Source organism: Candidatus Halocynthiibacter alkanivorans (assembly GCF_003333265.1).
Taxonomy (GTDB): Bacteria; Pseudomonadota; Alphaproteobacteria; order Rhodobacterales; family Rhodobacteraceae; genus Halocyntiibacter_A; species Halocyntiibacter_A alkanivorans.
Genome location: NZ_QOLB01000112.1, coordinates 73,960 through 90,225 on the forward strand (window position 1 = coordinate 73,960; position 16,266 = coordinate 90,225).

Genomic DNA, 16,266 nt, shown 5'->3' on the forward strand with positions numbered 1-16,266 from the left:
GACTTACTCGCCCCTCACGTACAAACAGTCGCGGATCTGGATCAGAGCGCGCTGCGTTTCTTTTATTGGGGCCACAAGCGCGACCCTGATATAGTTTTTGCCCGGATTTTCACCGTTCACATCCCGGCTGAGATAGGCACCCGGAAGCACCCGCACGCCGGTCTCGGTCCACAGCCTGACTGCCGCCTGTTCGCCGTCTTTGACCGGCAGCCACAGGAAAAACCCGGCAGGCGGGCTGGTATAGCCGGGAACGCCGGCAAAGATCTCATCGGCGATGTCGAATTTCCCGGCGTAAAGCCGGCGATTCTCCACCACGTGATCCTCATCCGCCCAGGCCGCAGCGGCGACATATTGCAGCGGCTTTGGCAGGGGCGCGCCGGAAAAGGCGCGCAGTTGACGGATCCGGGCGATGGATTTCGGACCACCGGCGACCAGGCCTGAGCGCAGCCCGGCCAGGTTGGAGCGTTTGGACAGCGAATTGAACAACACCACCCGTTCCGGGTCGGCGCCGACCTCAGCTGCCACGGTCAGAATGCCAATGGGAGCAGCGTCGCGGTAGATCTCGGAATAACATTCATCGGCGAAGATCTGGAAATCATGTTTTTCGGCCAGCGCCAGCAGATCGCGCCAGTAGTCGCGGCTGGCGACCGTGCCCTGCGGGTTGGCAGGCGAACAGATATAGGTGATCGCGGTGCGTTGCAGCACCTCTTCGGGCAGTCCGGCAAAATCGGGCATGAAGCCGGTTTCAGCCGTAGCGGCCACGTAGACCGGATCCGCAGCGACAGAAAGCGCCGCCACCGCATAGACCTGGTAAAACGGGTTGGGCATCAGCACCAGCGGCTTTGCACCGGCTTTTTGCTCAGGGCAGAGCGCCATCGCAGCGTTATACAACCCTTCGCGGGTGCCGTTCAGCGCCATCACCTGACTGGTGGGCAATGTCACACCATAGCGCCGCGCGATCCAGCCGGTGATCGCGCTCAGCAGTTCGGGAATGCCATTGTTGTCCGGATAGCGCCGGAACTCCGCCACGTGGCGGGCGATGATTTCCGGCACAAAGGCGGGGAAATCATGCTGCGGCTCACCGATGGTCATGTGCACAACATCACCACCCGGTGCATGAGCATCGAGCAATTCGCGCAGGCGCGGAAACGCATATGTGGGCAGGTTCGAAAACCGCTCCGGGAAAATCATAGTCCTCTGATCCGTATGTTAACTGCCTCGGGAGGGGTCATGTCGCCCCATTGCCCCAAAAATGTCACATCTTGGCCTCCGGGTCCAGAAAAAGCCCGTTAAAAATGCTGATTTTCCGTTTTCTTATGTCGTTACGCCAGCGCTGCTTCGGCCGCCACACCCAGCCGCAGCAGGCGATGCGCCTCCAGTGGCGGGAATTGCAGCATCAACCCGAAGGACGGCACACCGGTCGGCAGGGTCAGGGCGCAGAGACCGAGCAGATTGCCGATGCGGGTATTGCGCAGGGTCAGCAGGTTTTCGGTCACGTAATACTCATGGTCGCTCAGCAGTCGCTCAAGATCGGGTGGCAGGATCGGTGCGGCGGGCAGCAGCACCGCGTCATACCCGGCGGTCGCCGCCAGATAGTCCGCGCGCAGACGGTTCAGCTTTTTCCAGGCCGCGACATAATCCACCGCGGAAAACTCCGCGCCGGAGCGGAAACGCGCGAGGATCTGGTCAAACATTTTCTCCGGCGCCACCTCAATGGTGTCGCGCCACTGGGCATAGGCCTCAGCGGTGAACAGCACCGCCACCGCCGGGATTTCAGCACTGTCAATCACTGCGCCCGCCGCCCGCAGCCGGCTCAGCGCGCTGGTAAACGCGTCCCGGGGCGCGTCGCGCAGCCCCTCCATTGCCACGGTTTCCAGCACCAGAAAACGTTTGCCCTGCAGGGTCGCGCCACGCAGATCGGGCGCGGGCTTGCCTTCAAGGGCTGAAAGCAGAAGCGCGGCATCTTCGACCGTGCGCGTCAGGGGGCCGACGGTGTCAAAGCTTTCGCACAGGGGCACCACGCCTTTAAGGGGCAGCCGCCCGGAGGTGGTTTTCAGCCCGACCAGATCGTTCCACGCCGCCGGAATGCGCACAGAGCCGCCGGTGTCCGAGCCGATGGCGCCTGGCGCCAGGCCAAATGCGATCGAGCCCGCTGCGCCGGACGAAGAGCCGCCGGAAACCGCGTCCGCATTGTTCACACAGGGGGGCGTGGCAGTGACGGGATTGAGGCCAAGGCCGGAAAACGCCAGTTCCGACATATGGGTTTTGCCCAGGCAGATCAGACCGGCGGCGGTGGCATTGCGCAGCACGTCCGCGTCGCGCTCCGGCACCCGGCCCGCCAGCAAGGCAGAGCCAGCCTCCGTCGCCGTGCCGGCGGTATCAAACAGGTCTTTCCACGACACAGGTACCCCGTCCAGCGGTGACAGCCGTTGCCCGGCCTGCGCCCGCCTGGCGGCGGCCTCTGCTTCAGCCATGGCGCGATCCACGGTGAGCCGCGCATAGATCCGATCCCGCATCGGGTGCTCTGACGCGGCCTGCAGATACGCCTCCGTCAGTGCCACCGGATCGATCTCCCCTGCCGCGATACCGCGCCCGAGATCACCCATGCTTTTGCCCGAATACGGATTGCCCATCTGCCTGTCCCCTTTTTACATCGCGGTGACGGTAGCGACATGGCAACGCATGGACAATCCCACATCCGCAGCCATATTGAGAGCCATGGCATATGATAGTGAAATTCTGATTGTGGGTGGCGGTTTGAACGGCCCGGCGCTGGCGCTGGCGCTGGCGGATGCGGGGCTTTCTGTGACGGTGATCGACCGGCTCGACACCGCAACGCTGATTGAACGCGACTTTGACGGTCGTGGCTATGCGCTGGCGCTGTCCTCGATGCGGCTGCTGTCGGCGATCGGCGTCTGGACCGCGGTTGCGCAGAAGGCCGAACCGATTCTCGAGGTTAAAGTCACCGACGGACGGGTTGGCGAAGCGCCCTCGCCTTTTATGCTGGAATTTGACCACAGCGAAATCGAAGAAGGCCCGATGGGCTATATGCTGGAGGACCGCCACTTGCGCCGGGCTTTTCTGGCGGCGATGGACGCGCATGCGAATATCACTCAGATCAACGACACGGTGGTGGATCAGGAGATTGACGAATTCGGTGCCCGGGTGATTCTGGCCTCGGGAAAAGTCCTGTCGGCGCGGGTGCTGACCGGCTGCGACGGCCGCAGTTCCGGCACCGCAGAACGCGCCGGGATCAAACGCACCGGCTGGGGTTATGAACAGACCGCGCTGGTCTGCGCCATCGCCCATGAAAAGCCTCATCACGGTGTGGCGCACCAGTATTTCATGCCCTCCGGCCCGCTGGCGATCCTGCCATTGCCGGGCAACCGCGCCTCCATCGTCTGGACTGAAAGCGCCGCCAACGCCGCGCGCATTCAGGCGCTGGCTGATGAAGATTACCTCGCGGTTCTGCGCCCCAGATTTGGCACGTTTCTGGGTGATATTTCGCTGGCAGGGCAACGCTTTACCTATCCGCTGGCGCTTACACTTGCCTACGCGTTTGTGGCACCGCGCCTGGCGCTGGTGGGCGATGCGGCCCATGGCATGCACCCGATCGCCGGCCAGGGGTTAAACGCCGGGCTGAAGGATGTGGCGGCGCTGGCACAGGTGCTTGTCGACGCTATGCGGCGTGGTGAAGACTTTGGCCGTATTGATGTGCTGGAGCGCTATCAGTCCTGGCGCCGGTTTGACACCGCCTCGCTGGCGCTGGCGACCGACGCGTTCAACCGGCTGTTTTCCAACGACAATCCGATCCTGCGTCTGGGACGCGATCTTGGCATGGGGCTGGTCAATGCAGTGCCGGGGCTGCGGCGTGGCGCCATCCGCGAAGCCGCCGGGCTGAGTGGAGAGCTGCCGCGCCTGCTGACCGGGCGCCCGGTGTAACTGTGGCACTACGCCCGACCGCAGTGCCACAGCGAGCGCCCACCCCGTAAGCCCGCAACCGCAGCCACGCCGTGACCCGGGGTGCAGAGGCTCCCGCCCCTTTGGGCCCCATCAGAGATGGCGCGGCCAAAGCGTTGTGCCGCGCCTCGGCTGACGCCTCGGAAAGTGCGCCGCCCGGACGCCACTACCGTCATTTGGTGAAATCCTGGCCGCGCCATCGCGCCCCGGCACGGGCACCCTTTGCGACCTAACAGTTGCGCGACGGTCCGCCCCATGCCCGCCCCCGCCTGACAGCGTGTGCCCGCATGTAAAACTAAGCGCCACCGGATGATTGAAGCGCTGCACACAGTCACCTGAAAATGCCTGCGGGCTGATAGGCCGCAGTCATACACTTTCACGAGCCAGGGCCTGCCCCATGTTCAAAGCCCGCAGCGCTCGTCCGCCGGGGAAGTCCCTGGTTTAAGCGCGGTGAGGTCCCGTACATTCTGGAGCTGAAACACCCTTCCGCCTGGCAACAAAAGCGCCTGCGGCTTTTCGCGGCCCATCGGGTTTGAAGCTAAAACAGCGTTAGATTCCGCAGGTATTACCTGTACCGACGGGTCAGACCTGCCGGAGAATTCAAGGGTTCTCATCAGCAAGCCGTTCGGAAACCGGAGCGGGCGGCTTGTGCGGGACGAGCCGGAACAGCCTATACAAAACCAGCCTGCTGAACGGCAGGGCCTGCGCCACATGCCCATACCGCTGCGCCGTCGCTCTCATTTGGGATGTCCTTCTCACCGCCACCGCACCATCGTCACGGGCCCGCCCGCAGCATGCGAGACTGAATTTTAATTCAGTCGTCCTGCCCAGGCCTCAGTCAACAACCCTTCTGACCGGCACAGACCGGATCACTCCTCCAGCCGACGCGCTTCATCCACCAACATCACCGGAATGCCGTTGCGGATGGGATAGGCCAGCTTCGCCCCCGGCGAGACCAGTTCCTGGCGCTCCGCGTCGTATCTCAGCGTGCCCTGGGTGTGAGGGCAGACCAGGGCTTCCAGCATTTTGCGGTCGTAGACCGGTGCATTATCGACCGTGTCATTGCTCATTGCATCATTTCCTCTTGCTGGCCACCGCGCAGAGAAAACTCCAGCAGGGTGGACAGGGTTTCACGTCTGTTGGTCAGTGTCGGCGCTTCCAGCAGCGCCTGTTTGTCTTCGCTCCCAAAGGGGCAAAGCATCGACAGGGAATTGATCAGGAGTTCGTCTTCTGCCCCGTGCAGGCTTTCCCAGTCGGTCTGCAGCTCTTCGCTTTCAAAATAGCGCTGCAACAGGCGCATGAACCCGTCGCGGTCCATCTCAGCATCATGGTCCGCCGGCCCGGTGTCGCGCTCAAAACCGCGCCAGTGCACATCGCAGCGCCGGTAGGGGCAGAACCCTTCCAGCTCGGCGGCAATGCGAAAGCGCGAAACGCCGGACAGCGTCACCATATAACGCCCGTCTTCGGTTTCCGAAAACCCGGTGACCCGGCCGGCGCAGCCGATCGAATGCAGCCGGGCGGGCGTGCCTTCCGGTCCGATGCAGGGCTGGATCATGCCAATCAGCCGGTGGGAGGTTTTCAGCGTATCCTCCAGCATCAGCAGGTAGCGCGGCTCAAAGATATGCAGTGGCAGCCGGGAGCGGGGCAGCAAAAGCGCCCCGGGCAAAGGAAACACCGGAATGGTTTTTGGCAAATCAGTGTGTGGAATCATAACCCATACCTGGTGCATTTCCCCCGTCAGGCAAATATCATTGAGGACAGGCGGCGGCGGCCGTTGAGCACAATCGGGTCATTGGCCTTCAGCGCCTCAAATATTGTGAACAGCTGCGCTTTGGCGGCGCCCTCGTTCCAGTCGCGGTCGCGGCCAAACAGGCTCAGGAGCTCGTCCACCGCCTCTTGCACCTGCCCCTCGGCATGCAGCGCCTGCGCCAGTTCAAAGCGGGCCTGCAGATTGGCGCCGTCCGCCTCAACAGCGGCGCGCAGCTCCGCCACAGGACCGGCATCTGCCGCCTGTTTTGCCAGCGCGACCTGGGCGAAGGCGGCCTCGACCTCGGGGCTGGAGGCGATAGAGAGTGGTGCCCCGTTCAGCAAAGCCTCCGCCTCGTCCACCTGACCCTGGGCCAGACGGGCCGCAGCCAGACCGCCAAAAGCGGCAGCGTTTTCCGGCTCTTCTTCCAGAACCGCTTCAAAGATCTGCACCGCATCATCCAGCGCGCCGGTGTTCAGCATCTCCAGCGCCATCTCTACCGCTTCGCCAAGGCCACCATCCCCCGCAAGTGCGGCCGCCTTGTCAACAAATGCCTGGATTTCAGATTGCGGCAGCGCGCCCTGAAACGCGTCCACCGGCTGGCCTTCGTGAAAGACATAGACCGTCGGGATCGACTGCACCCGCAGCTGACCGGCAATCGCCTGATTTTCGTCCACATTGATTTTCACCATGCGCACTTTGCCACCCGCTGCGCTCACCGCCGCTTCAAGCTGGGGGCCAAGGGTTTTGCACGGGCCGCACCAGGGCGCCCAGAAGTCAACAATGACAGGGCCCTCTTTGGACGCGTCAATCACATCCACCATGAATGTGGCTTCATCTGTGTCTTTGATCAGCACTTCCGCCGGGGCGGTCTCGGTTTGGCCCAGTTCCAGCATTGGCTTGGCTCCTTGGAATTCGTTTCCCCCTATATGGACCGGCGCGGCGCATGTTCCAACCCTTGCTGGTCCGGGCAATTGCCCCCATGTTCATTTTATGGACTTTTTGAAACTCTCCGAACGGGCGATGGGCATGGATGAGGCCAGCTGGCAGCGTCACGCCAACCCCTGGAGCGTTTTGTCGCGGTTCTCCATTCTGCCGCTGTTGTGCCTCGCGGTCTGGAGCCGCGCCTGGCTGGGCCCCGCCTGGTTGCCGGTCGCGCTGGTGCTGGTCTGGACCTGGTTCAATCCGCGCCTGTTTGCCCCGCCAATCTACACTGAACACTGGGGCGCCCGGGTGACCTTTGGCGAGCGGGTGTATCTGAACCGGGCGGAGATCCCGGTGCCGGCGCATTACCGCCGCTGGACCACAGGTCTTGGTGCGCTGGCCGGTCTCGGGCTGGTGCCTATGGCGGTCGGTCTGTGGCGCTATGACCCTGGCCTGACGTTTGGCGGGCTGGTGCTCAGCATGGGGGCAAAAGCCTGGCTTTGTGACCGGATGGCGTTTTTATACGATGAAATGATCGACAAAGACCCGGTATACCGGGGTTGGATGCGCAAGCGTTCCGGCGGCTGAGATGGATGGAAGAGAAGTGCCCGGATTATGTTGGGGCAGAGGGTGGAGTGGCAGCCTTTTGGGTCGTTGACCCAAAAGATCGCATTGACTAATAATCCCTTGAATACAGGAAACATTTTTTTAAGGATTGAAGATGAACAAATACAGTATTTCTGTTTTGGCTATTGCTATTACTACTCTGTTTCTGGCGGTCGTTATCGGGCTAAAATACTCGCAAGCTTCATTGATATTTGGGATTGTTGCTTTGGCATTGGCACCAATAGCAATCCACAAAGTGAGCGACCGGGGCTGGGCTTTGGGTCTGCTCGCAGGTCTGGCAATATTCGCAAGTTTTCCAGCAAAAAAACTCTTTCAGATTGAGGGGTTCGTGACCGAGACCCTTTTGACTTTGATCTATTTCGGTACATTTTGGGTCATCGGGATGGGTTGGAAACGTAGCTGGAAATAAGCGGTTCGCTTGTTGCGTGGCTGATGCCGTGCCCAGGCTTCCCAGAATAGCGAACATTCCCGCTTATGGTTCAGAGCCTCCGCCGACCAATTTATCCGCAGGCTCGTGTCGCATCAGAAGGGCAAAGCGTGCCCCCCTTCCCTGCTTCCCTCAACAGAACTGCCGTCCCGCCCCGAGCGTTTTAGATGCCGGGGCCATAAATCTCAAACTGCTTACCGCTGGGACGCTTCGCACACGGGTTGTAAGCGGCGTGCTGTTTTTGAGAATCGCCCGCTTTGCTGTAGACTCCAGCGGCCCGGCATCGGGCCCGATGCCCGACCATAAAGAGGGAGAAAAAGATGTCTATGAAGCAAATTGCCCGCGACTTCTTTGAAGCTTGTGAGACAGGCGAGGGATGGAGCGTCTGCAAACAGTGGTGCAATGAGGGCGCGACATTCTCGGCCCAGGCCGATGCGCTTGCCGAAGTTTCGACGATTGAAGCCTATGCCGACTGGATGAAAGGTCTGCTTGTCCCCATTCCCAATGGCCATTACGAGCTGAAATCTTTCGCCGCAGATGACGAGCGCGGCAATGTGACCGCGGCCGCTGTTTTCCATGGCACCCATACGGTGGATGCCGGCAACGGCGCCCCGACCGGCAATTCGGTTGCGGCCGATTACGTCTATGTGATGGACTTTGACGGTGACAAGATCAGGCATATGACCAAGATCTGGAACGACGTTCATTCGCTGAAACAACTCGGCTGGGCTTAGGGTCAGATCCTGAGGAGAACCGCGCCTGACTGTCGGAAAGCCGCGCAAATCGCGTTCCCGCGCGCTGGCCAACCAGGAAACCCTGCGTCCGGACCGAGGGGTGGGTGAGACGCGCCCACCCCTTGGGGGCGGTGCGGACGCTGCCCGTGCGGCGCACGGGCAAGAACTGAGCGCGCGGAACGACTTACCCCGGGCCCATTCCCTCGCACTCCGAAACTCCACCAAACCAGGAGAAGACCTGCGCCCGCCCCTCGGTATTCCAGAGGGCGGGGGTGGTTCGGGCGCGGCGCGTGCCCGCACGGGCAAGTGAAACTTACTGTCAGCCGGGCGAACACCCTAAGCGTTGTTTTCGACCCGCGGTGCGCGATGGCGACCGCGGGGCGCTCCGTCAGAAGCCCCCAGGTGCCAGCGCCCGTCAGAGATCAAATGTGGTGAACACCGGCGCGTGGTCCGAGGGTTTTTCCCAGCCGCGTGCTTCGCGCAGCACCTGCGAGCTGTGCCCGGATGCGGAAATATCCGGGGTGGCCCAGACATGGTCCAGCCGGCGGCCTTTGTCGGCGGCAGCCCAGTCTTTGGCGCGGTAAGACCACCAGGAATAAAGCTGGCCTTCGGGGATATCCTGGCGGGTGATGTCGACCCATTTCCCGGCTTCCATCACCGCGTGCAGATGATCCACCTCCACCGGCGTGTGCGACACGATCTTCAGCAGCGCTTTGTGGTTCCACACATCGTCTTCGCGCGGGGCAATGTTCAGATCCCCCACAAGGATCGACTTTTGTGGCGCATCGGCTTTGAACCAGTCGCGCATCTCGGTCAGGTAATCCAGCTTCTGGCCGAATTTCTCATTCACCTCGCGGTCGGGTTTGTCGCCCCCCGCCGGCACATAGAAATTGTGGATGGTGACGCCGTTTTCCAGCTGGCCAGCGACGTGGCGGGCGTGGCCGAGATTGACGAAATCTTCCCCGCCCACGTCTTTGATTGGCAGGCGCGACAGGATGGCAACGCCGTTATAGCCCTTTTGGCCACGTGCCACCATGTGGGTATACCCCAGCGCATGGAACGCCTCAGTCGGGATTTTGTCGACCGGGCTTTTGCATTCCTGCAGACACAGCACGTCGGGCGCCTGTTCCTGCAGCAATTTCAGCACGATAGGCTCGCGCAGGCGCACGGAGTTGATGTTCCAGGTACAAAGTTTGAATGACATGGCGCGCTCGCTGTTCAGATCTCGGTTGGCTCAACTCCTAGCCTGGCATCAGCGCCTTGGCCAGAAAAGGCTTGCGTCAGATGCTGCTTTCGGTTTCAAAACCCTATGGCGAACACTCCTGATAACAAGCCGGACACCCCTTTGGGCCGCTGTCCAGGCACCCCACACACCAAGGTGCATGACTGGTGGCCGCCGCCCGTAGGTTTCTGAACCCGTTTCAATTCAGAACATCTACAGGATAAAAATATCATGACGACTGTAACTTTGCAGGCGGACCAGCGACTGGTCACGCTTGATGCGGGCAATGGCCCGGCACATTTCCCGCTGATCTGGCTGCGCGACAACGCGCCTGAAGGCTTTCACCCACAAACCGAAGAACGGCTGTTTGACCTGACCTCCGTGCCGCTTGATCTGAGTGCCGAGGGCGCGCGTATTGAGGGCGACACCCTGGTAATCGACTGGGACGGTGCCAACAGCAGCCGCTTTGACATCGCCACGCTGATGAAGGTGCGCCCTGGCAGCCGGCGGTCGGACCCGGCCCATATTGCCCCCGTCACCTGGCGCAGCGATCTGGGTGCCGGTGGCATTCCGCGCGTCAGTGCCAATGCGGTGCTGAGTGATGACGCCGCTTTGCAGGGCTGGCTGGCCAGCACCAGATGTTACGGCATCTCGATTGTTGAGGGCCTGGCCGATACGACCGAAGCGGGTATGGATGTGGCACGACGCATCGGCTTTCTGCGCGAGACAAATTTTGGCGTTACCTTTGAGGTGATTTCCAAACCCAACCCCAACAACCTGGCCTATACGCCGGTGGCGCTGCCGCTGCATACAGATCTGACCAACCAGGAAGTTCCCCCCGGTTTCCAGTTCCTGCATTGCCTTGCCAATGAAGCCACCGGCGGCGGTTCGCTGTTTAGTGACGGCTATGCCATTGCCGAAGACCTGCGCCAGGAAGACCCCGACGCCTTTACATTGCTCTCTGAGGTTTCAATCCCGTTCCGCTTCCATGATGACAGCTGTGACATCCGCGGCCGCAAACATGTGATCACCCTAAACGATGAAAGTGAGGTCACCGAGTTCTGCTTTAACGCCCATCTGGCGGATGTTCTGGATCTCGCACCAGAAGTGATGGTGCCCTATTACGCCGCCTATCGCCGCGTCATGGAAATGACGCGGGATCCAAAATACCTGGTGACGCTGAAGCTGAAAGCCGGCGAGATGGTGGTGTTTGACAACCGCCGGGCGCTGCACGGGCGGCAGGCATTTGACCCCTCCACAGGCCGCCGCCATCTGCACGGCTGTTATGTGGACCGGGGCGAATTTGACAGCCGGTTGCGGCTGCTGGCGCGTTAATCAGACCCGCTAAACACAAGAGGGCCCGGCAGCAAAGCCGGGCCTGACCTGTCAGGGCAGCGGGAGCGGAACAGCCCGGTCAGGGCGACCCGGTCTGCCAGACAGACGCGGTCCGGAAAGGGTCGTCAACAAGCCCGGTAGATGCTGTGCTAACGTTCAGGCCGGGTCGTACGGGGGGCGGCACAGACCCCACGCATCAGTTCAACAGATCAACTTGGGCGGGCAGCGATCCGTTTACACCCCGTTCGGGGCCAGAAGCACTTTGCCGTTGCGCCCGCCTTGTGAGGCCCGCGCCAGCGCCTGATCCAGATCCTCCAGCGCAAACACCTGATCCACCGGAACCGAGAGTTCGCCGGCGACAATCAAAGCGAGAATTTCACAGAACACTTCCTTGCAGCGCGCGGGTGTCGAGACGCAGAACCAGGGCGCCAGCCAGAATCCCCGCAGGGTGACATCATTCGCAATCGTGGACATCTGACTGATCTGCACCGGTTCGCCGGACATCGCGCCGTAACTCACCAGCGTGCCGCCCCGGCCCAGACAAGTTGCAAGACGCCCGGAGGCGGTACCTCCGACCGCATCAAAACCCAGCCCGATCACGGCGCCGCCGGTGGCTTTGCTCACACGTGCCGCCAGGTCGTCGCCATCAAGCAGCACCACGTCACCGCCCAGCGTTTCCAGCTCCGCCACTACGTCGGTGCGCCGGACAACAGAGACCGTTTTGATGCCGCGCATTTTGGCCAGCTGAATAACGTAACGGCTCACGGCGGAATTTCCCGCGTTCTGCAGGATCCAGTCGCCCGGCGAAAGTTCTTTGATGTCGGACAGCAGAAGAAAAGCCGTCGGCGGGTTTATGGTGATCATCGACAATTGATCAAGATCCGCATCTGGCAGCGGCGTCAGACCTCTGGCCGACACCACCGTTTCGCTCTGCCAGCAACCCGTGCCGCCGGGCAACTGCACCAGTTGCCCTACCTTCAGCCCCGCCACCCCGGAGCCGCGTTCAGAAATGCGGCCAATGCCTTCGCTGCCCGCCACCGCAGGCAGCGACAGGTGCAGCGGATAGGTCCCGGAGATCTGCATCAGATCCGCCGGGTTGATCGGACTGCGCAGGACTTTGATTCGCACCTGATCCGCCGCCAGCGCTGTGGGTTCCGCATTTTTTAGCGCAAGCACCAGCGCAGGATCACCAATCTGGGAGTAGAGAGCTTTTTTCACGGTCACCTTTACTGCGTTCCAATCGTCCGAAACGCTGAACTAAACTGATCAGTTCAAATAACACGTGGGCTGGAAAGATAAAGATAACGGGACGGTGTTTTTATGTATTCCGTTGCGAAAACTCAGTACTGCACCACTTCAAATTCGATCCCGTCGTGATCGCGGAAATAAAAGCGGCGGCCGGGTTCATAATCCGCGTGATTGCCGGTGGTAAAGCCTGCGGCCCTGACCCGTACTTCGGTCGCATCAAGGTCCTCAACCACCACCGCGAGGTGATTCAGCCCGCCCGTCGTGGCATAGCTGTTATCAGCGGCGCCGGTGGCGTTGCCCGGATTGTAAAGCGCCAGATAGCTCTCGGCACTTCCGACATGGATGGAGCGGCCTTCGTTGATGGCCTCCCCTTGCCAGCGGATCTGCCAGCCAAATACCTCGCACAGCCATTGGGCGGTGGCGTCAGGGTCAGATACGGTGATGTTGGCGTGTTCAAGACGGGTATTCATAGGTGTTTCCTTGTTCTGTATTAGCGGGAAAGGCCGATGTCGCGACGCATATGTTCTGACAGTTCGCAGCCCTGCACTTGCAGTGGGGCTGCACGGCGCTTGAGCCACAAGATCTGCACGCTAAGCAGCAGAGAGACCGCACCGCCAAGCCGGGGCCAGGGACGCGGTGCGAGTATCGGTATGTTGCATTGCAATTCGCGCGGGGTCTGAGGGGCCGGGAGCATGGGAGGTACCTTTCTGCAGCTTGGACAAATGCATTGGTAATTGCTAAAGCTAACTTCAGGTCAAGAACTATTTCCGGAGCCGGTATGAGAGAATTTTCCATTGGACAGATGGCCAGCCGCAGCGGCCTGGCGGTCTCTGCAATCCGCTATTACGAAGCGGAAGGTCTGATTCACCCGGAGCGCAACGCCGGGGGCCAGCGCCGTTTTCCACCGTCAGATTTGCGGCGGCTGTCCTTCATCATCGCAGCGCAGCAGTTTGGTTTTACCCTGCCGCGCATCCGCGTGCTTTTGGAAGAGCTGCCCGAGGCGCGCACCCCGACGCCAAAAGACTGGGCGCGGATTTCAAAGGCGTTCCGCAGCGAACTGGATGCAAAGATCGAAAGTCTGACCCGGCTGCGTGACACCCTGGACGGCTGTATCGGCTGCGGTTGCCTGTCGCTGGACAATTGCAAGCTCTACAATCCGGACGACCGCGCCGGCGCCAAAGGTGCAGGCCCCCGCTATCTGATGGGGGATACGCCGGATATTTAGAAATTGAAGTTTAGAAACAGGCTGCAAATCTGATATTCTGCAATAAGCGCCCGTTCTTCGGCGGACAGCAATCTCCCCTGCCCCTATACCGGTGTCATGTTGTTTTCATTGCCCGACCAGACCACTCTTTATGACGCGCTTGTGGCGCGCGATTCCGGATATGAGGGCCGCGCCTGGGTGGGGGTCACCTCCACCGGCATTTTTTGCCGCCTGACCTGCCCGGCGCGCAAACCAAAGCCGGAGAACTGCCGGTTTTTTGACAGTATCGCCGGCTGTATTTCTGCCGGGTTCCGCCCCTGCAAACGCTGCCACCCGCTGGCCCCGGCGGCGCAGTCTGATCCGGCTGTGCAGGGCCTGCTGGCGGCGCTTGAGGCCGACCCGGCGCGGCGCTGGCGCGAAGAAGACGTTGCCGGCATGGGGTTTGATCCCTCCACTGTGCGGCGCAGTTTCAAGCGCCACTTTGGCATGACTTTTCTGGAAATGGCGCGCCAGGCCCGGCTGCGTCAGGGCATCGGCACCTTGCAACAGGGCGGGCGCATTATTGAAGCGCAGCTGGACGCGGGATATGCCTCGCCCAGCGCCTTTCGCAGCGCTTTTGCCCGCCTTCTCGGCACCAACCCGGCCAGTTTCACCGGTGATGCAATGCTGCGGGCCGACTGGATCGACACGCCGCTGGGCGCGATGGTGGCGGTGTCTGACAGCGCCGCGCTGCATCTGCTGGAATTCGCCGACCGCAAAGCGCTGCCCGCCGAGCTGAAAAAGCTGCGCGGTTTTGTGCGCGGCGACCTGGGGCTGGGGCGGTTTGCCGCCACCGATCAGATCGAGTCCGAATTGAGCGCGTTTTTTGCCGGCGATTGCGCCAGTTTCACCACGCCGCTTGCCCTGCATGGCAGCACCTTCAGCCGCCAGGTCTGGCAGCAGTTGCGGTTGATCCCCCCGGGGGAGACCGTCAGTTATGGCCAGCTTGCCTGCCAGATTGGCAATCCTCTTGCGGTGCGCGCCGTGGCCCGCGCCAACGGGGCCAATCAGATCGCCATTGTAATTCCCTGCCACCGGGTGATCGGCGCTGACGGGTCGCTGACCGGCTATGGCGGCGGGTTGTGGCGCAAGCAAAAGCTGATTGAGCTGGAGCGGCACTACGCCCGGTCACCGTCCTGAACCACGGGAGAAGAGGCGGGCTGAACAGCGCCCCGGCTGCCTGCCGTTCTCCGGCCGGAAACCAGCCCGACCATGGCCCTGACCTCCAGCCTGAGCACGGGCCTGACCTCCAGCCCGACCACGGCCCTGATCACCAGCCGCTTCATCGCCCGGTTTAGTGGGTTGATCGACGCACAGACCACCGTCCGGATCACTTGCCTGCGCACTAGCGCGTTCGCTGGCCCGATCATTGCTCCGGTTGTCAGCCCTGTCATTGACGCAATTATTGGTCTGCGCACCACCTGGTTCACTCACCAGAGAGGCCTCGGCCGCCAGCGCCGCAGCCCGCCCCTTCAATCCGCCCCTGCAATCCGCCGCCGCCAATGGTCACACTCCATGGGTCACACGCTCCGGAGATCCGGCGCCCGGAAGTATCGCCAGTGACAGCCTGGCGCCTGCGCCGGTCGCGACGGCGCGTCACCAGCAGCCCCCGCACCCTTGATCTTTACCGGTGAGGGCAATACTGAGGGAACGCCCGGTCGCAGCCCACCCGGATAAAACAAGGACCCGTCGTATGAAAACGATTGTTATCTGCTCTGGCGGATTAGATTCCGTGTCTCTGGCCTATATGGTCGCCGCGGAACATGACCTGCACAGCCTGCTGTCGTTTGACTATGGTCAACGCCACCGCAAAGAGCTTGATTTTGCCGCGCTTTGTGCGCGCTCTCTCGGCGTGCCGCATCAGATTATCGATATCCGCGCCATTGGCGCCGGGCTCAGCGGCTCTGCCCTGACCGATGATATCGATGTGCCGGACGGCCATTATGCCGAAGAAAGCATGAAGCTGACCGTGGTGCCGAATCGCAATGCCATCATGCTGGCAATCGCTTTTGGCGTGGCGGCGGCGCAAAAAGCAGACGCGGTGGCCGCTGCGGTGCATGGTGGCGATCATTTCATCTACCCCGACTGCCGCCCCGGTTTCATTGACGCCTTTCAGGTGATGCAGGACCAGGCACTGGACGGATATGCCAGCGTGCGGCTCTACACCCCGTTTGTGAACGGCTCCAAGGGCGACATTGTCACCACAGGCGCGGCGCACAATACCCCGTTTGCCGACACCTGGTCCTGCTACAAGGGTGGTGAGAAACATTGCGGCCGTTGCGGCACCTGTGTGGAACGCCGTGAAGCCTTTGATCTGGCCGGTGTTATTGACCCCACCGCCTATGCCGATCCTGATTTCTGGCGCCAGGCGATTGCCCGGGGCGCGGCGGGGGCTGCCGGCGCAGACAATGCAGACAAGGACAGCGCGTAATGTACCGCATCAGCAAAGAGTTCCACTTTTCCGCCTCGCATCAGCTGCTGGACCTGCCGCCGGAGCATCAATGCGCCCGACTGCATGGCCACAATTATATCGTGGTGATTGAACTGGCCTCTAAAGTGCTGAACACCCACGGGTTTGTGCGCGACTACCAAGAGCTGGCGCCGCTCAAAGCCTATATCGACGAAAAACTGGATCACCGGCATCTGAACGAGGTGCTTGGGGATGACTGCGTCACCGCCGAACGGCTGGCGAAACATTTTTACGACTGGTGCAAAAGCCGGCTGCCGGAGACCTCGGCGGTGAAGGTCAGCGAAACCCCAAAAACCTGGGCGGAGTACCGGCCGTGAGCGATCTCAGCA

17 protein-coding genes are annotated in these 16,266 nt (G+C 61.4%); 9 read left to right on the top strand and 8 right to left on the bottom strand.

Translation table 11 applies throughout. From position 1 onward, the window contains the following. Positions 1-3: 3 nt before the first annotated feature. A complete protein-coding gene (locus tag DWA01_RS13570; RefSeq protein WP_114286355.1) occupies positions 4-1,191 on the bottom strand; it encodes an aminotransferase class I/II-fold pyridoxal phosphate-dependent enzyme in 1,188 nt (395 codons plus the stop codon). Between the two features lie 131 nt (positions 1,192-1,322). Next, the gene (locus DWA01_RS13575; protein ID WP_114286356.1) at positions 1,323-2,633 is read right to left on the bottom strand and encodes an amidase; all 1,311 of its coding nucleotides are present in this window, start codon (positions 2,631-2,633) and stop codon (positions 1,323-1,325) included. 85 nt (positions 2,634-2,718) lie between these two features. On the opposite strand from DWA01_RS13575, the gene DWA01_RS13580 reads away from it, so the two are divergent. Further along, positions 2,719-3,942, top strand: a complete 1,224-nt coding sequence (locus tag DWA01_RS13580; RefSeq protein ID WP_235008552.1) for an FAD-dependent monooxygenase — start codon at positions 2,719-2,721, stop codon at positions 3,940-3,942. A gap of 887 nt (positions 3,943-4,829) precedes the next feature. On the opposite strand, the gene DWA01_RS13585 is transcribed toward DWA01_RS13580, so the two are convergent. Genes DWA01_RS13585 through trxA form a run of 3 tightly spaced genes read right to left on the bottom strand, consistent with a single transcriptional unit; the run spans position 4,830 to position 6,603 of the window. Then, the gene (locus tag DWA01_RS13585) at positions 4,830-5,030 is read right to left on the bottom strand and encodes a Trm112 family protein (protein WP_114286358.1); all 201 of its coding nucleotides are present in this window, start codon (positions 5,028-5,030) and stop codon (positions 4,830-4,832) included. Beyond that, positions 5,027-5,671: an LON peptidase substrate-binding domain-containing protein gene (locus DWA01_RS13590; RefSeq protein WP_114286359.1), complete on the bottom strand. Its 645-nt coding sequence runs from the start codon at positions 5,669-5,671 to the stop codon at positions 5,027-5,029. Before DWA01_RS13590 ends, DWA01_RS13585 begins: the two co-directional genes overlap by 4 nt. Positions 5,672-5,697: 26 nt before the next feature. After that, the gene (gene trxA, locus DWA01_RS13595) at positions 5,698-6,603 is read right to left on the bottom strand and encodes a thioredoxin (protein ID WP_114286360.1); all 906 of its coding nucleotides are present in this window, start codon (positions 6,601-6,603) and stop codon (positions 5,698-5,700) included. Between the two features lie 97 nt (positions 6,604-6,700). On the opposite strand from trxA, the gene DWA01_RS13600 reads away from it, so the two are divergent. The 3 genes from DWA01_RS13600 to DWA01_RS13610 all read left to right on the top strand — a co-directional run bounded on the left by DWA01_RS13600 (position 6,701) and on the right by DWA01_RS13610 (position 8,419). Next, the gene (locus tag DWA01_RS13600) at positions 6,701-7,219 is read left to right on the top strand and encodes a DUF6653 family protein (protein WP_114286361.1); all 519 of its coding nucleotides are present in this window, start codon (positions 6,701-6,703) and stop codon (positions 7,217-7,219) included. A gap of 133 nt (positions 7,220-7,352) precedes the next feature. Continuing rightward, complete coding sequence (locus tag DWA01_RS13605; RefSeq protein ID WP_114286362.1) at positions 7,353-7,667, top strand: hypothetical protein; 315 nt, start codon at positions 7,353-7,355, stop codon at positions 7,665-7,667. Positions 7,668-8,005: 338 nt separating this feature from the next. Next, entirely contained in the window at positions 8,006-8,419 is a 414-nt protein-coding gene (locus DWA01_RS13610) for a nuclear transport factor 2 family protein (RefSeq protein ID WP_114286363.1), read from the top strand. A 415-nt stretch (positions 8,420-8,834) separates the two neighbouring features. On the opposite strand, the gene DWA01_RS13615 is transcribed toward DWA01_RS13610, so the two are convergent. Then, on the bottom strand, positions 8,835-9,623 hold the full coding sequence (locus tag DWA01_RS13615; protein WP_114286364.1) for an exodeoxyribonuclease III: 789 nt from the start codon (positions 9,621-9,623) through the stop codon (positions 8,835-8,837). 249 nt (positions 9,624-9,872) lie between these two features. Between DWA01_RS13615 and DWA01_RS13620 the strand changes: the two genes are divergently transcribed. Further along, positions 9,873-10,976 (top strand): TauD/TfdA family dioxygenase, encoded by a 1,104-nt coding sequence (locus tag DWA01_RS13620; RefSeq protein ID WP_114286365.1) that lies wholly within the window; start codon positions 9,873-9,875, stop codon positions 10,974-10,976. A 234-nt stretch (positions 10,977-11,210) separates the two neighbouring features. On the opposite strand, the gene DWA01_RS13625 is transcribed toward DWA01_RS13620, so the two are convergent. Both DWA01_RS13625 and DWA01_RS13630 read right to left on the bottom strand, forming a co-directional pair. After that, positions 11,211-12,200: a zinc-dependent alcohol dehydrogenase family protein gene (locus tag DWA01_RS13625; protein WP_114286366.1), complete on the bottom strand. Its 990-nt coding sequence runs from the start codon at positions 12,198-12,200 to the stop codon at positions 11,211-11,213. Positions 12,201-12,316: 116 nt separating this feature from the next. After that, positions 12,317-12,694: a VOC family protein gene (locus DWA01_RS13630; RefSeq protein WP_114286367.1), complete on the bottom strand. Its 378-nt coding sequence runs from the start codon at positions 12,692-12,694 to the stop codon at positions 12,317-12,319. Positions 12,695-13,002: 308 nt separating this feature from the next. On the opposite strand from DWA01_RS13630, the gene soxR reads away from it, so the two are divergent. The 4 genes from soxR to queD all read left to right on the top strand — a co-directional run bounded on the left by soxR (position 13,003) and on the right by queD (position 16,254). Then, positions 13,003-13,449: a redox-sensitive transcriptional activator SoxR gene (soxR, locus tag DWA01_RS13635; RefSeq protein ID WP_114286368.1), complete on the top strand. Its 447-nt coding sequence runs from the start codon at positions 13,003-13,005 to the stop codon at positions 13,447-13,449. Between the two features lie 96 nt (positions 13,450-13,545). Beyond that, positions 13,546-14,607 carry a bifunctional transcriptional activator/DNA repair enzyme AdaA gene (locus tag DWA01_RS13640; RefSeq protein ID WP_114286369.1) on the top strand — a complete coding sequence of 354 codons (1,062 nt, stop codon included), beginning with the start codon at positions 13,546-13,548 and terminating at the stop codon, positions 14,605-14,607. A gap of 553 nt (positions 14,608-15,160) precedes the next feature. Beyond that, positions 15,161-15,898 carry a 7-cyano-7-deazaguanine synthase QueC gene (queC, locus tag DWA01_RS13650; protein ID WP_114286371.1) on the top strand — a complete coding sequence of 246 codons (738 nt, stop codon included), beginning with the start codon at positions 15,161-15,163 and terminating at the stop codon, positions 15,896-15,898. Next, on the top strand, positions 15,898-16,254 hold the full coding sequence (queD, locus tag DWA01_RS13655; RefSeq protein ID WP_114286394.1) for a 6-carboxytetrahydropterin synthase QueD: 357 nt from the start codon (positions 15,898-15,900) through the stop codon (positions 16,252-16,254). Before queC ends, queD begins: the two co-directional genes overlap by 1 nt. The last annotated feature ends 12 nt before the right edge of the window (positions 16,255-16,266 follow it).

Excerpts from the sequence above, each read along its gene's own strand:
- DWA01_RS13570 (WP_114286355.1), bottom strand. The coding sequence starts at position 1,191 with ATGATTTTCCCGGAGCGGTTTTCGAACCTGCCCACATATGCGTTTCCG.
- DWA01_RS13575 (WP_114286356.1), bottom strand. The coding sequence starts at position 2,633 with ATGGGCAATCCGTATTCGGGCAAAAGCATGGGTGATCTCGGGCGCGGT.
- DWA01_RS13580 (WP_235008552.1), top strand. The coding sequence starts at position 2,719 with ATGGCATATGATAGTGAAATTCTGATTGTGGGTGGCGGTTTGAACGGC.
- DWA01_RS13585 (WP_114286358.1), bottom strand. The coding sequence starts at position 5,030 with ATGAGCAATGACACGGTCGATAATGCACCGGTCTACGACCGCAAAATG.
- DWA01_RS13590 (WP_114286359.1), bottom strand. The coding sequence starts at position 5,671 with ATGATTCCACACACTGATTTGCCAAAAACCATTCCGGTGTTTCCTTTG.
- trxA (WP_114286360.1), bottom strand. The coding sequence starts at position 6,603 with ATGCTGGAACTGGGCCAAACCGAGACCGCCCCGGCGGAAGTGCTGATC.
- DWA01_RS13600 (WP_114286361.1), top strand. The coding sequence starts at position 6,701 with ATGGACTTTTTGAAACTCTCCGAACGGGCGATGGGCATGGATGAGGCC.
- DWA01_RS13605 (WP_114286362.1), top strand. The coding sequence starts at position 7,353 with ATGAACAAATACAGTATTTCTGTTTTGGCTATTGCTATTACTACTCTG.
- DWA01_RS13610 (WP_114286363.1), top strand. The coding sequence starts at position 8,006 with ATGTCTATGAAGCAAATTGCCCGCGACTTCTTTGAAGCTTGTGAGACA.
- DWA01_RS13615 (WP_114286364.1), bottom strand. The coding sequence starts at position 9,623 with ATGTCATTCAAACTTTGTACCTGGAACATCAACTCCGTGCGCCTGCGC.
- DWA01_RS13620 (WP_114286365.1), top strand. The coding sequence starts at position 9,873 with ATGACGACTGTAACTTTGCAGGCGGACCAGCGACTGGTCACGCTTGAT.
- DWA01_RS13630 (WP_114286367.1), bottom strand. The coding sequence starts at position 12,694 with ATGAATACCCGTCTTGAACACGCCAACATCACCGTATCTGACCCTGAC.
- soxR (WP_114286368.1), top strand. The coding sequence starts at position 13,003 with ATGAGAGAATTTTCCATTGGACAGATGGCCAGCCGCAGCGGCCTGGCG.
- DWA01_RS13640 (WP_114286369.1), top strand. The coding sequence starts at position 13,546 with ATGTTGTTTTCATTGCCCGACCAGACCACTCTTTATGACGCGCTTGTG.
- queC (WP_114286371.1), top strand. The coding sequence starts at position 15,161 with ATGAAAACGATTGTTATCTGCTCTGGCGGATTAGATTCCGTGTCTCTG.
- queD (WP_114286394.1), top strand. The coding sequence starts at position 15,898 with ATGTACCGCATCAGCAAAGAGTTCCACTTTTCCGCCTCGCATCAGCTG.